This window comes from Brevibacillus nigriterrae, assembly GCF_049846925.1.
GTDB lineage: Bacteria > Bacillota > Bacilli > Brevibacillales > Brevibacillaceae > Brevibacillus_H.
The window spans coordinates 149,266-165,207 of record NZ_JBNCMT010000005.1; the positions used below are offsets into that span (position 1 = coordinate 149,266).

Consider the following 15,942-nt stretch of genomic DNA (forward strand, 5'->3'; position numbering starts at 1 on the left):
ATTCTTCCCCCAAGTCTTTCAACAAAAAATTCAGCATATGAAAACATTACTATTCTAACATACTTCTTGATTAATGAGGCAAATAAAAGCAATTTTTTATTTTTAATTTCCGTTTAGGTGTTGAGTTTTTGATGGATAATAATATACCACTTCAAAATAAAAATAGACCTTTGACTGTAAAAGTCAAAGGTCTATTTAAATCATTCGCTAGAATAAATTAGCTAACTCTACAATCTTATCTGTTAGAGAAAGATTCCAATTTATTACCATTAGCATCTGTAATACCAGCAGTGTTGCTGTAGTTAACTTTTGTTACTCCAGCTGCAAAACCAGTACCAGTGATTGTTACAACTCTAGCACCACTGTAAACTGCGCGAGTTACAGTTGTAGCACCAGTCAAGGAGAATCCGTTCAAGGAAGTTGCACCAGATGCAAATGTGTTTGGATCAAGATCTTCACTGAATGTTACAGTGATTTGTGTTGCATTGTCCACAACCACACCAGCTACGGATGGAGCTACTTTGTCAGCAACTACAGTTCCGTCAGCAGCAGGAGAAACAACTGTGTTCGCAATTCCAGTACCGAACTCAGCTTTGATTCCTGTAGCGTTGTTGAAGTGAACTTCAATGTCATTTCCAGCACTCAACGCATCTGGGCTAAGGTTAGCGCTCAAACGAAGTGTTACTACAGAGTTGCCAGTAATAGCATCTTTACCAACAGACTCAACAGTTACACCAGCAAGAGGTGCCAAAAGATCAGCTGCTGTACCATCAACTACGTAGATACCTTGAGCAGATGCAGAAGATAGAACTTCGTTGAAAGTCAATTTGATTTGGTTAGCAGAAGTCAATTGTGCAGAAGCTAATGTTGGAGCTGCTTCAGCTACAAGATCCATACCAGTATAAGTTTTTGTGAAGCCAGTCAAAACGTTACCAGTTGTATCTTTAACTGGACCGATAACAACTGTGTCAGTGTTATCAATAGTATCAGTAGTTGAAAGTGTGATGATCGCAGATTTTTTGTCTTCAGATACTGTGATTGTATCAGAAGCTCCAAGAGCACGTAATCCTAGACCATTTGTATTAACTTGGTAGTTTGCTTTGTTAGTGATTGAACCGTCTCCGGAAGTAGCCATTTCTTCGTCAAATGTAACTTTAATCTTCTTAGTGTTATCGCTGAAGATTGCAGTTGCATTAGCTGTTGGGCGAATTGTATCACCTACTGCTACTGCCAATGAAGCAGTATCAAGAACGTTTCCAGTTACGGAACGGTCTTTGATATTTTTCACTTGGAGAGTATAGTTGCCACTCAATGGGGCAGCAAATGTCAAATCTACTGTTTTGTTATCAGCACCCAAGATTGCAGTTGCTGGGTTAACAGTTACTGCACCTTTAGTAAGTGCGTAGTTAGCTTGTGCATTTGCAGTAGCGGTTGTAACAGCTTCACTGTATACCACTTTCAATGTAGTGTTATTTACTACAGTCAAGGAAGAAACAACCGGTTTAGCTGTATCTTGAGTTACAGCCATAGTTAATTGAACAGGAGCAAGAGCATTGTTAGAAGAATCTACGATTTTCGCTCCCAAATCACTTGTGTAACCAATGTAAAGTGGTACATTTCCAGCTGGGAATGGCTTATCAGAGAAATCTAATGTCCATTCAGTGTTATCAGCGTTTGGAGTCGCAAATAAAGGATCGTTACCAAGGTGTTGGTAAGTAGAGCTGTTATAAGAGTGACGGAAGTATACGTTAGCTCCATTAACACCAGTTACTGGCTCGCTGAATTTCAAAGTTACAGAAGTCTCAGTTGCAGTTTTAACAGCTACTGTTGGTACAGTTGCGTCAGTTGCTGCATTGAAAGTAGCGTCAGCTTTTAACACTTCATAACCAGCGTAGTCAGAAAGGTCAGAAGCTACAGTTGGGTTAACTGTTACAGTGTGGGAACCTACAGAGAAAGGAACACCAACTGTTACATCAACATATCCGCCAACAGTGTTAGCAACTGCGTTTGTTACTACGTAGTTACCATTATCAACTGAGAAGTTGTCTGCTACTAACAAGCCGTTAGCGTCTTTAACTGGTTCGCTCAAGAATACACGAACTACAGAAGGACCAACTTGTTGTGCTTTAACTACAGTTGGAACTGTAGCGTCTGTGAATGTTACTGACTTCGTAGTATCAGCAACTTCAGTACCTTTTGCATCTTTAACATCTTTAACAGTTACATCAAGTTTCGCTGATTGAGTTGCAGCAGCATTGAAAGTCAAGCGAACTGTTTTTTGGTCTTCTAACAATGTAGCATCTTGAACAGTAAGACCACCTGTAATTGTGTAGTTGTTTGTATCTGCAGCTGTAGTTGCATCCAAAGCGTTGTTGAATTTAACATCAGCTTGGATAAGGTTGATCGCATCTACGCTTTCAACAGTCAATGCAGCAGGTGCTTCAATTTTGAAGTCGCCTTCAGTTGCTTCGGACTCATCCTCACCGCTGATAGCTACTACTTCGTATTTCCAATCGCCTTCAGCCAAATCACCAGATGTGAATGTGAATGCGCCTTCTTCATCCAAATCAACTTGACCTTCAGAAGCTGTGTGCTCATAAGTTTTGCCATCTTTGTCGATGAGAGTTACACGAACATCATCAGCGTTTTCAACAGTACCAGAGATAGTTACTACTTTACCTTCAACTTCTTCTGCTACGTCGCCAACTACTGGCCCATCAACTTCACCAGTTCCTGGAGTTACAGTTTCATCAGTGTCTTCGCCGTCTTCGCCAACTACTGTGAACTCATCAGATACATCTTCACCGAAGAAGTCAGCAACGTTGTCGTCATTGATTTCTTCAAGAGCTGCTTCCCAGTCATCATTTTCGATGATGCCTTGCAATGTGATCGCAGTACCTTCTTCAGTAACGTATACCAATTCAGATGGCTCTACGTTTTCAAGTTGAGCAGCGAAAGCATCGATGAAAGCATCATTGATGAAGTTTTCCATTTTGTAATATTTGTCAACATCTCCGCCAAGGTATACACCAGCAGATGGTGCAGCAAAAGCGGAAGTAGCCATGCTAGAAACAACAGCTGCGGATAAAACTGAAAGAACTACTTTCTTATTTTTCACGTACTACCCCTCCAACTAAATGATAGGAATCTTTGTCTGCAGAGATTATCTCTACATTGTGGAAAGAGAGTCTTTATTCACACAGTTGTAATTAAAGAAAATCTCTTGTTATTCTTAAAACTTACATCAAAACGGGATTGATGGGTACCTTTTTTATGTAGGCAATCAGAGGACAAACGCCCTCTGATTACCACTATATCGAGATCCCAGATCAATCTTACTAGCTAGAAGCGAGGAGTGCTACTTATTTTACTGTAACTTCTTCAGTAACTGTATCTTCACCAGCAGTTGCAGTTACTTCGAAAGTTTCTTGACCAGGTTTACCAGTAAATACAGCTTTGAAAGTATCGCCGTCCATAGTTACTGTGAGGTTATCTACATCTTCACCATCAACTGTGATTTCAGCTTCTTCGTTGCTTACTGTACCAGTGATTGTGTAACGGGAAAGTGCAGCGAATACTACTTTTTCTTCTGCAGCCAAGCCGGAAAGCTCAAGATCGTCTGGGTTTTCCCCGCCACCTTGGCCCCATTTATCGTTTTGGCTCAAGAAGTTAGTCATGTCGTAGTTCCAATCTTCTACAGTGTCTTCATCAGTGATGTAAACAACGTAGTCGATTGCTTTACCGTCATCATCAGTGTCGATAAGAACTACATAGTCACCTTCAGATACGCCGGAGTTAGTTCCGAGGTCTGGTTGGTTGAAGTATACAGTGCTGCTTGTAGTAAAGTAGTGAAGCTCACCTTTACCATCTTTAGTTTTCATTGTGATGTCACGACCATCAACATCGTCTACAAGAGCTGTAGTGATGCTATCGATATCATCGGAGTTGTTAAGAGCTTTGTTGATTTCAACTTCTTCAGTTGTATCTTCTTTAGAGTTAACAACACGAACTGTGTCTTTTACGATGATTTCGTTGTCGGAGTTCACTTCGTAACGGATTGTATCGAAACGACCGAACTTAGTTCCTACAGTACCATCGAGTTTGAAGTTCTTCACAGAACCATCTTTGGTTACTACGTTCACATAGTCATCTCCACCACGAGTAGAGAATGTGTCAACCACACCGAACTCACCTTGAGAAGCGATAGACTTGTCACCGCTGATTACATACATGTAATCAACTTCACCGTTTTTGGTGTGAACAAGTACTTCATAATCGTCTTCTGCGATGTCTTTGAATTTCGCAACATCAAGATCTTTGTACTCGTTACGGTTTCCAGCTTTCTCAACTGCACCAGTCATATCGAATACAACTGCATCTTCAGCTACATCATAGGAATCGCCGTCGATTTCGATAACGTTATCGTCTTCATCAGCTGCTTTATCCCAGTTAGCAGCAGAGATTTTCACGAGGTCAGAAGAATCAACGAGTTCAACTTCTTTAACATCGCCATCTGCATCAAGTTCGTACTCAACTACTACTGGCTTACCTTTAGCAACTTTGAATGCTGCAATGATTGCATCATGGTTGTCTTCAAGGTCTTTACCTTGGAATTCACCAGCGAAATCTTCAGCATCTTTCACTTCAAGAGTAGCTTTGGAATCTTTTTCGTTGAATACAGATACGCTGTATTGATCTTTACCTTCATCATAGAAGATGTCTTTAGCAAGAACAGCAGTTACACGGCGTTCTTTGATTGTAGAAGTTGTTTCGATGTGGCGAACGCGTCCAGTTGTATCAAGGTAGATCTTAACATTGAGGCCATCGAGGTCTTCGAATTTATCTGTTTCTTCATTGCCCCATTTTTCGATTGTTTTGTTCTTGTCATCGGAGAAAGTAGTTGCACGAAGACGGTAGTTTTTGTCACCGATCTTCAAGAAGTAGTTACCTACACCATTGTTTTTACGGTAGATAACGTCATCTACTTTACCTTCTACTACTGTAGCATTAGCAACGATGATTTTGTGATCTTTGTCGCCATCTGCATAGTACATGGAGAATACGTCCATCTCTTTCAAGTCAGCCAATTTAGCTGGCAAACCGTTACGGAATACGATGAAGTCTTTGCCTTCTTCGTCACCTTTAAGATCTACATCATCACCATGAAGAACTTCGATTTTTTGTTTGTCAAGGTTGATAGACTTGATAACTTCAGAACCGTATTTCAGGTCTGCAGCTTTACCATTGTCAGCAGAACGGTCGTCAACTACTGACATGTAAGCGATATCGCCGTCATCGTTAAGAACGATTTTTACTTTGTAAGCGTCGATAGACTCATCAGAGATACCGATAGCTTTGAAAGCTTTATCCCATTGATCTGCATAACGCTTGTAGTTGTAAGTGATTTTGAAGTCTTTAGCAAAACCATAAGTTTTTTCGTTACCAAGCTTCACTTCGAAGTTGGAAAGAGTGTTCATTCCATCCAATTCTTTGTCAAGTTTGATTACTTTGTTGTTGTAGTAGAAAGTATCGAGTGTATCGTTGATAACTTCTTCATCTTCGGAATTTTCCATCCAAACTACAACATCTTCACGATCGTCTTTAACCCACACTTGTACGTGTTGGCCACCGAATTCGTTAGCGTTGATACCGTCAGCAACTTTGTAAGTGCCTTTGATACCTTTAGTTTCTTTACCGCCAAGGAAAGTAACTTCGTTAGCTTTCAAAGTTCCAAGACCAGTTACTGGTACGTTAGAAACGAAAGGAAGCTCGTTGTCGCTGTCGTCGTTCAACCAATCCATGTCTACTACTTCAACGTTCAAGTATTCAGTCAAGAGGTTTTCGCCATCAGCTTTGTGGTATCCAACGTCACCGCTACCATACTCATCTTGTTTCATCAAATCGATGTTCAAGGAGTTGTCGAGCATCATGAAGATGTCGCCACGAGTAGCTGGTTTGTTAGGATCGATTTTAACACCTTTGGAAATTCCAAGCTCAGCAGCTTTTGCGATGTAGTTGTTAGGCCATACACCTTTAACTGTTACATCATAACCAAGTGCACGAACGATCATAGCTACTGCTTCAGCATATGTTACGTTGTTGTTAGCACCGAAAGTGTTGTTAGGGTAACCTTTGATCAATTCTTGACCAGCAGCTACGTTAACCCAACCAGAGAACCAGTCAGCAGATTTAACATCTGCAAAACGTTGTTCGTTTTGAGCGAGTGCTACGCCAGAAGCGAGACCACGAGCACGTACTACCAATGTAGCGAATTGTGCGCGAGTTACGTTTTTATCTACCGCGTAGTCACCATTACCCATACCTTCTACCAAACCAAGAGCAGCAAGGCGTTTTACTACTTTATCAAGAGCTGGATCGATTTGTGGAGCTGTTGTTGTTGCTGCTTCTTCTGCACCTACTACCATAGGAGCTACTGTCAATGCAAGTGCACTTGCTAATACGCTGTTAACAACCTTTTTCATAATCTTAGGTTCTCCTCCTCTAGTATAACTTAATTGATCTTGGGGAAAATTATTTTTAGATGTATCTTTCTTTTTAAAGCCCGAATCCTGCAAGCGCGTTTCACCTCCCTTCGCAGGCTCACGGTTCTACATGTTCTGAGCAATTTCTCTACGATTTTTGTAAATGTGTAAAATGCACAATCACTAGTGTACCATAGTTAGTAGACTTCGTGAATGACTTTTTACACCATTCCCCGTATTTGTTGTGACATTCTATTAAACGCTTCAATCCGTCAAAAGTTGCGGTGCCTCGAAAAAAAACTTAAAAAACTTTTTCGTGAGCCGCAACCGCTTTTGTGTAGCGGTTTGTTGCGTCTCATAATTCGTATTATAGGGCGTTGTCACAAATAAGTCATTCGCAACCTTTTTCCAATTCCGATGCTTTATGCCTAGTCGCATTTTGTCGAAATTGCTAGTTGCTAGATTCTCGTGATGTGCGCTCACAATTTGTATTATAGGTTGCCGTCACAGATTAGTCATTCGCAACCTTTTACCAGTTGAGCCATTATTAGTTGCCCAGCGCTGTGTCAAAATTAATGGCTGCCAAGTTGTAGTTGTGCAAAGCTTGCTGGTACTGTTTTTCCTGACCAGAGAGCTCTTCTTCGGCCGTAATTACTTCCAAAGCAGTTGCCAAGCCATTCTCAAAGCGAAGGTTAGTCAATCGATAGTTTTCGGTTGCTGCATCATTTGCTTTTTTGTAAGCATCAATTGCCGTTTTTGCTGCTTGCAGGTTGAAGTATGCTTCTGCTACTTCGATCTCAACGGAACGTTTCTGGTCTTCTAAATTGATTTTTGCTTTCTCTACACTATTGAGAGTCATCTCACCTTGATATGTTATGACGGAAGAATACTTTTTAATCATCTCAATATTCAATTCTGCCACTTTTATTTCTTCTTCACTTTGAAAAATTTCCGGACGTTGTTTCACAGCCAATTGGCGAGCTTCATCTAATGTAAGAACATTTGCTTTTACTTGAAGGTCATCATCTGCAAGAGTCCACTTGCTATCGATGTCCACACCCAGGAACTCATTCAGTTTCATTCGATAGACTTCTACATCAGATTGTGATACTGCAAGTGCTGCTTGTGCACGAGCCAGGCCTGCCTCTGCTTGCAATACGTCAGTTTTGGCTCTTGTGCCTACATCAAATGCTGCTTTAGCCACTTTCAATTGTGTTTCAGCACGTTTGTAGCTTTGTTTCTTCAGTGTTAACTCAGATTCTGCATGGAGCAGATCGTAATATGCTTTTTGCGCACCCAGTTTGATTTTGGATTCGGTAGATTTGAGAAACAGCTTATTCACTTTCTTAGCCGATTCCGCTTTGGCGGTATTGACGTACTTCGCGTTTGCTGTTTCGAGGTTATCGATAAAGTCAGAAGGGATGTCTTTTACCTTTGAGCTAACCAAACGTGAATTAAGGTCAGCAGAGCTCACGTCAATTTTGAGCGAGCGAAGTTGGCTATTGGTCTGAAGAGCCTGCTCAACTGCTTTTGCAATCGTTAGCTCTTGTGCTGGAGCTGTAGCTGGCGCAGTAGCTGCTGGTGTAACTGGAGTTGCAGGGGTTGTAGCTGGTGTTTGCGCCATTACCGCTGTAGAAGAAGCTACTATTGATGTAGCAAGAGTCAGCGCAAGTAATGTTTTGCGAGAATACGGAAAATTCATACTGTTCACTCCTTTAAAATAAGAATCTTGTTAAAAAGTAGCGTTATTGCCACTAATCACTATAACATAGCTGACGAAAAGCTTCCAATGCGGTCCTTTTCTATACATCTGTACAGACCGCCGAAAACATACCTACAAGAGTATTACGTTCATTAGACGTGTTGAATTTCAGTTCGGTTGCATCTTGTCATAAAAGTGGCTATGCTTCTATTTGAGGTGATGATCGGATGCTTGCACAATACAAAACAGTTGCTGGTTACGGGGAAGACGAAATTATTATTGAACGCTCCCGCTTTATCGGATATTGCACAAGGGCAACAACAGAAGAAGAAGCTGTTTCTTTCATTAATACTATAAAGAAGAAACACTGGGATGCTACTCATAATTGTTCTGCTTTCGTCATCGGGGAGAATGATCAAATCCAACGATCTTCTGATGACGGTGAACCAAGTGGAACGGCAGGGAAGCCGATCCTCGAATGCATCAAAAAGAACGGGGTCAAAGATACGGTTATCGTCGTTACCCGCTATTTCGGTGGTATCAAGCTGGGCGCTGGCGGCTTGGTTCGAGCGTATACACAGGGAACCGTCGTTGGGTTGAAAGCTGCCGGGATCGTCGCTCATGTCTTGCATCAAGACATTACCGTAGCGGTGGATTACCATTGGTGGGGCAAAGTCGAAAATGAATTGCGACTTGGGCAACACCGTGTAGCCGATACGGTTTATACGGATAAGGTTGCTGTTACGGTCCAGATTCCTAACGGGGAAGAGGATGCTTTCGTGGAGAGATTCACGGATCTGACGAACGGACAGGCGGAGATCGTCCTTGGAGAGAAAAAGTATGTCGAGCTGCCAATTAATGCAGTTGGGGATGACGAATAGGAGAAGTAATTGAATACAGTCATGGAAAAGGAAGAAGCCTTCCCGGCGAGTGTGGTACTCGGGGAAGGCTTCTTTGTGTTTAATTCGTCTTTATTTAGCGAACTGCCTGAATTGCTGGTAGTGTTTTGAGATCTTTCATGATGTTTGCCATGATGATCGAAGCATCACCACGAAGCAGATATGCGCTTGGCTCAAAGATGTATCCCTTTTTCGGATCTTTCTCATCGATTGGCGAACCATTTACATATTTTTTCTTGGCGATAGCGAGAACTGCTGCCCGGCTGTAAGAAGAGATCAGGTTGTAATCCTTGAACAGCTTTTGCAGATCCTTGGTTACTTTCGCAGGGTCCGTATCTTGCTTGAACTGGAGAGCACGAGAAAGAATGACGGATGCATCTTCACGGGTGATTGGCTTATCCGGCTCGAACACTCGAGGTGTTGTTCCACGGAGAATACCCATGTTGGCTGCTGTTTCGATGTAGCGGTAGTCGTATAAGCTATCTGCTGTATACGCCAGTGGTACGTCGTCAAAGTTTAAATGATCTGGATCAAAGTTTAACGGTACTTGAAGTGCTCGAACAATCATTGCTGCAAACTCACCACGAGTAATGTTTGAATCTACACCGAACTCATTATCCCTTTTCGGTTTCAAGATTCCTTTTACATAAATGGCTTCTGTATGGTTTCGTGCATATGAATGCTGAGAAATATCGTTAAACGAGTTAGACATCTTGGCTACCATATAGTAACCAAATCGATCAAAGTTAGCAGTTACTTGTCTCTTTTGCGGATCTACAACTCCCCCGACATTGGTCCAAGTCTTCTCATCCGGATCAAAACGGAATACTGTAATCCACATTGAAGCATCTGCTACGACGCTCTTATCGTAGTTCAATTTTATTTTTCCACGTTGAGTTGGTACAACCATCAAATCATCTTGGCGTTTGTTGAAGTTTGGCAAGTCAGAAGATGGTAGTTGATGAGGTAAAAAGCCTTCTTTCACGTCATCGTAGTTTTCCGTATCGTCATCATCAGCCAGTCCACCGTCAACCCAGTACATCGGACTGATTAAAATAAAGTGCTGACGGTCAAAGGATGCCTGTAGCAATTGCTTGCCTAAGCTTACGTCTGTTCGGAAGCTGGAAGGCACTTTCTGATAATCATAACGGTCGACTACCCCATCATCTGGGTTTGCTATACCAAATAACAGAGAATGGTCTGCGTATACCTGAGTCTTATATTTATTTGGACTCTTCGGATCCATGCGGCGCAAATACGTATCTTTCGGGAAGGTCACCTGAACTGCCCCGCTGAATACGGAGTGTGAAGCTTTCATTGGCTCCATCCATTGAGCTCCCGGAATATTGTCTTGCGCATACATGATGTCAAACTGACCAGTAGTTTTCTCTGTGCCTTTAGTAATTGTGAATTTGATCGTGTTCTTTTTGTTTGGCTTGAGATTCATAATAACGGCTTTGAATACGTCTTTATACTCTTTGTCACCATCATTATCTTCGTCAAAGTCAATTTGCTTTGCCTGCACTTTATCAACTAATACAGAATCAGCGCCCTTGGCTTCGATTACTACTTCTAGGTAGTTACGATTGATTGATCCAGCTAGTTCTTGCTTCGTTGGACGAAGGATCGTGTAAGGCATGACTTTGGAAGAAATCTCAAGGTTTTTCGCTGCATACGGACCAGAGAAACCTGCGTTGTAAACTCGAATGGAATATACAAGCTCTGTGCCATCTTTCGGCATTTCCTGATTCGAAATTACAAATTCGAAATTCTGTGTACTTCTTACATACTTCACAGCTAGTCCAGATGGTGTAATATTTGAGCCGCTGTTATACGTGTTACCTGCGTCATCGGCAAATCGTTTGGTTAAGTCCCATGTCCAGACTAAACCGTCGTTTCGTTTAATTTCTAAAATATAATTCGATGCTAACGGTGTAGTACCAGAAAGCAGAGTAGATAACTTGCTTTCAATGACGGAACGATTCGTTCCTAAGTCCAGGAAGTCGAAAGAACCATAAACATTCAACTTTTTCTCTTCTGTTGAGTAAATTCCGTCAGCTCCCGGGAAGCGTTTGGCATCCTTTTTAGGGAGATTAAACTCGACTGGATATGGATAGATATCCTTGTCCTTAGCCGGCAGCTCAGGAATGTTGGTGGAACTGATTCGGATCACCAGTTCTTTTTTGTAGATATCTTTATCCTGAGAGTTTGGACCATTTGATTTGTAGAGGAAAACGATTTTATTCTCCCCTGCTTTCAGTTGATCATAAATGGTTTCAAAGGATGTTTTGGATTCATCTACAATAAAACGATTTGGTTTGGTTACACTTTCTTGTTGCAGGGCAACTTCAAAGTTATTCACATACAGATACAGTTTTTGATTCACGTCACCCATGGTAAATACAGCAGGATCTTTCAAATCAACGTTGCGAAGATCCCCTCGTAATTTACCCAATGCCCTCACAACAATGTCGTTAATTAAAACAGTCTTAGCTTCCGTAGTATCACGATTGATCACTTGTCCATCGTACATCGTGTCAAAGTTTACATACGCACCAGATACATAATTGATGGTACGTTCAATTGTGTAGGATCCCGTCGTGCTTCCATTTTTATAGGTAAACGTGAATTTCAAGGTCTGTGTACCGCTAAATGGAAGCTCCTTGAGCATGAGCACAATTCGTTTGACATCGTCTTTACGGTTGTCACCTGTAACGTCTTTTGATGAATTGTAAACATCATATGCTGCTTTTGCATCACCATGAGCCGAACCGGTCGCATAAGATTGCAGATACTTAATAACATTGGAAGAGCTAGGTGAACTAGAGTTATAACTCGTTAAATCAACAGTTTCACCACTTGGGCTGGTTGATGTAATTTGAATATCAAAGTTGTTTGGTGGATCAGTAGCCAAAGGTGTAGGAGTTGCCCCCTGGTTTTTGGAAACATCTGTATACAGATCTCCTTGACCAGAATTAAGGTCATCTTTTGATGGATCAATTACCTGATATTCAATCGCAAAAGGTGTGTTGTAAATGGTTGTATTATCAGTTAGCTTTGAAAACTTAGATGAAGAAGAAGATGCTCCCATATTTAGCAGATCAGCTTGTGTAATCGTACTTCCTACCTGGGGCTTAGCCAGGAAGTTAATATCGAACAATGATGGTCTGTTCGGCAACTCCAAGCTATAGCTCAGCTCTCCTTCTTGCGTCCCTTGATAATCCGCTGGTGACAGGGTGGTATTAATTGCACTTACTTCAACAAGATACTTGGTGTTAAAGTCTCTTGCAATGGATGGAAGGAAACCACCTGGTGTAACCGTATCAGGGTTATAAGATTCAAACTGGAATACATAATATGGTTCTGATTCTTTATAGCTCTCGCCTTTGATCACTCTCAATTTGACATGATCCAATGTGACAAGGACATTACGTGTAGTTGCATCTCGGAAAAGAAGCTTTGCTTCGTAATTAGGTACAACACCATTATCATCAATAGCCTCAAAATTTGCGTCTAACACTGAACCAATAAGGTTATTAACGTCTGGTTTTGGAGAACGAGAGTCCCCGTCGAAAGTATTCCCTACCAGTACCATCGCATATCGGGTATCTGTGCCCCCCAATGCTCCAGTAACCGGCAAGTTATTTACTGGCATCGTTGCGCCACTGGTTGTCATTGGGTATAAACCGTTCAATGAAATATAGCCATAGTCTTCAAAGAATGGATCACCCTTGGTTTCAATTCTTACCTTCATCATTGGATTATTCCCTGGGTTGCCAGGCCAGCTCAAACTGGTTTGTAATCCAAGTTGAGAGAGAGTCGCTCGATAACCATTTGCACTGGTTGAACCATATTTACCCTCTACAACGATGTTACTAGTTACACTGCTTGGAGATCTTCTTAAATCGCCTTTTGGATCTTGGAAGTAAACCTCAACTGTTTCCTCTTCATCTACTTTATAAGTGCCAAGACTGTTGGCTACAATCGTAGACTTGATAATAGATGGCTGTGTACTGTCAAATGAACCAGCAACGAAGTAGCCCAGATTGCCTGGCATAAAGCTCACATTTCCTGTTGGTGTGCTAAGGCTGCCTGGTGCGCCTAGACCGAGTTGCCCTTTGACAGTTACAGGTTTTCCTCCGCTATTTACGATTGGGGAGAAGGTAGAGGCTGCAAGAAGCTTTCTCACAGTCATACCATCTTTAATTAATGCATTCGGTGGTGCAATTAAATTTACCATCGATGTTGTAGTAGTTACCTCTTCTGTTGCAATTGCATAAAAGGTGCTTGCACCATCCGATATCTGAATCAGTTCATTTCGTTTTACTTTATTTGTTGAGGTGAAATTTGCTGATTCAATTTTTAATCTGATTTTCCCATCCATTCCGACGCGTTGATCAGTATCAACAACAACCGGTACAGCTGCAGGAGTGTAGATAAAATGATCAGGTGCGGCTATAGCCAGCTTTTTAACCACTGTATCATTGGAAAGTACTTTTCCAGAAAGGCCGATCACCGGAAGCATCGACACTGATGTATTCGTTGTCGAATCACCCAATTGGCTATTCGTTACTCCATCAGCGGAGGCATATGGTAATCCAGAAATAACATACTCACCACCAATTTCCAGCAAATGACCAGAAGAGATGGTATCTGCATTAAAACGCACAACATTACCTTCACTTCCAACGTTTAGGGAAAGTCTAGCATTCGCTTGTGTAACCGTACCGTTGAAAGTGGAATTAATTTTCTGAACGCCAATTGTGCGTCCCGTATCATCGCCTAACGATTCTGCACCAGCTTTAGGAGTGTAGGAAATCTTAAATAAATCATCTCCTAAAGTAAAGGTTGTACCCAATGGAGCATACACCTTCAATGAACTTCCTGTAGGTGAAGGAGTCTGAGCAATAATCGCATAGGTAGAACCGAATTTTACGAGATCACCTGCAGCCAGACCAAGTGTTGACGCGATTGGCGTACCATCTTGGCGTCGCATGACAACTGTATAAGAGTTATCTGCATTTATTGACGTTGGAGCAACGGAGATCTCAACTTGACTTGTTGGAACACCCGCAGCATCTAATACACCAGTTGCTGTTTCGTTTGCCCATAATTTTGCATCTACGATACGGGCATTCTCTGCAACTGTAGTATCAGGCATACCCACAACATGAATTTGTTCACGTTTCATTGATGGGTTTAGTATGGTTGCTTCTCCATATAATGCCCATCGTTTATTGGAATTTGCATTCGTAACTGCATCAAAACTACTCGCATCAATACCAGAACCAACTAATAGAACATCACCTCTGGCTAATGGTGATTCATCACTGCGAATTACCAGTTCATCGTAACCTGTAGGATTTTCATCAAGAGTCAAAGCAGCACCAATACCTGGTGATCCATCTTGAGCTGCAAGATTCTGTTTGAACAACACAAACGGTTTGTTTACTGTTGTGCTGCTTGGTGTTAATGATGTGTTTGACCAAGCACTACGGAATTTTTGAACATCGGCAGAGCCAAGGGTAATTGTAAATACTTTACTTGTCGCATCCCATTCACCATAGGACTGGTTACTGTTCGAAGGATCCTTTGTATCCAATGCAGGAATCTCTATCACTTTACCAGTCACTGAGCCAGGGTTTTCATTTTTTACATAATAGAAACGCATCATCTTGTTGATATCTTCAGCAGTATAATTACTACCATTGTTATCAACAGCTTTATTGAACTCAATTACAATTTGCTCTTTTTCATCTACATCATTTGTGATTGTTCCAGATGCAACGAAATCCTTCGCCTTCATATAAATGGCGTTCACACGAAGGGGAACCTGGTCTGCACTGTAATTGTTTGGCACGATTACGCGACCTTGTAGTTTTACTTTGTCACGGTTGTCAACTGTAGCCATTCCAATAGGGCCCTTGAAAACATTAAATGGAGAATAATTACGCATTGACTGTGATTTTGTCTCACCGGGATCAACCGTATTATTATCAATCACACCGTCACCGTTGTTATCATACATCAATGTCAATTCTTCATTGTAGAAGGTAATATCTCCGTTGTAATAAACCAAATCACGATAGGTTTCTGAATATTGGTCATCATTTTGCAAGATAAATTGCAAACGATTTTTCCCTTGAACCAAGTTCAATCCAGAAGTGATAAAACTGGAATCCGTCGAAGAAACAGAAACTGTAATCCCTGATCTGTTTCCAGTAGTAACATCAATAACGTTAACTGTTACTTGATTAACGTTTGGCGCTGTACCTTTGATAAAGATTGTTCCTCTAGCAATATGGCTAACATAGTCAGGTGTTACAATCGTATCCGACTTGTCCCTGATTCTAAGCTCTTTGCCACTTGTTCCACCAAAAATCGTTAAATTACTCAATGTAGGAGCATCTATATAACTTACATAGATTGTTTGGGTTATTGTTGCTCCACCACTGTTACCAGTGAATGTGATACGGTTTAAACCGGCAAACAGTCTTAAACCCACAATCGTCATCTTGGAACCATTGACCAAAATACCAGCTCTTGTACTAGAAGTCGACTGATCGACACGTGGCGGATTTACATTCGCGTCAACAATTTGCTCAACTGTATAGTTGATACTAGCACCGTCAACATTGTTGAGCGTTGCATCCATATCAACCTTGGAGCTGTTATGCTCATAAGGATTGGTTAGTGTTGAGTTGTTCAATTGTTGGTTGTCGAAATCAATATAGTTCTCGGCGTACGCTATCCCCATAGGAAACGAAGTGACGAGAGTGCCAACCACCATTACGAAGGCTAGCATCACCATTAACGCTTTTCTAACCATGTTTCCCCTCCTAAAATATTTTCTGTGTCA

5 protein-coding genes are annotated in these 15,942 nt (G+C 41.5%); 1 reads left to right on the forward strand and 4 read right to left on the reverse strand.

Translation table 11 applies throughout. The features are described 5' to 3' along the window. Positions 1-235: 235 nt before the first annotated feature. From ACPW7N_RS05655 to ACPW7N_RS05665, 3 genes are all read right to left on the reverse strand, one after another. Positions 236-3,118: a hypothetical protein gene (locus ACPW7N_RS05655; RefSeq protein WP_425650056.1), complete on the reverse strand. Its 2,883-nt coding sequence runs from the start codon at positions 3,116-3,118 to the stop codon at positions 236-238. Between the two features lie 244 nt (positions 3,119-3,362). After that, positions 3,363-6,575 carry an S-layer homology domain-containing protein gene (locus tag ACPW7N_RS05660; protein ID WP_425650057.1) on the reverse strand — a complete coding sequence of 1,071 codons (3,213 nt, stop codon included), beginning with the start codon at positions 6,573-6,575 and terminating at the stop codon, positions 3,363-3,365. A 454-nt stretch (positions 6,576-7,029) separates the two neighbouring features. Then, positions 7,030-8,184, reverse strand: a complete 1,155-nt coding sequence (locus ACPW7N_RS05665) for a TolC family protein (protein WP_425650058.1) — start codon at positions 8,182-8,184, stop codon at positions 7,030-7,032. Positions 8,185-8,411: 227 nt separating this feature from the next. Between ACPW7N_RS05665 and ACPW7N_RS05670 the strand changes: the two genes are divergently transcribed. Further along, positions 8,412-9,065, forward strand: coding sequence for a YigZ family protein (locus ACPW7N_RS05670; RefSeq protein WP_425650059.1), 654 nt, complete (start codon positions 8,412-8,414; stop codon positions 9,063-9,065). Between the two features lie 94 nt (positions 9,066-9,159). Here ACPW7N_RS05670 and ACPW7N_RS05675 read toward each other — a convergent pair whose 3' ends face one another. Next, a complete protein-coding gene (locus ACPW7N_RS05675; RefSeq protein ID WP_425650060.1) occupies positions 9,160-15,912 on the reverse strand; it encodes an S-layer homology domain-containing protein in 6,753 nt (2,250 codons plus the stop codon). Between the last annotated feature and the right edge of the window lie 30 nt (positions 15,913-15,942).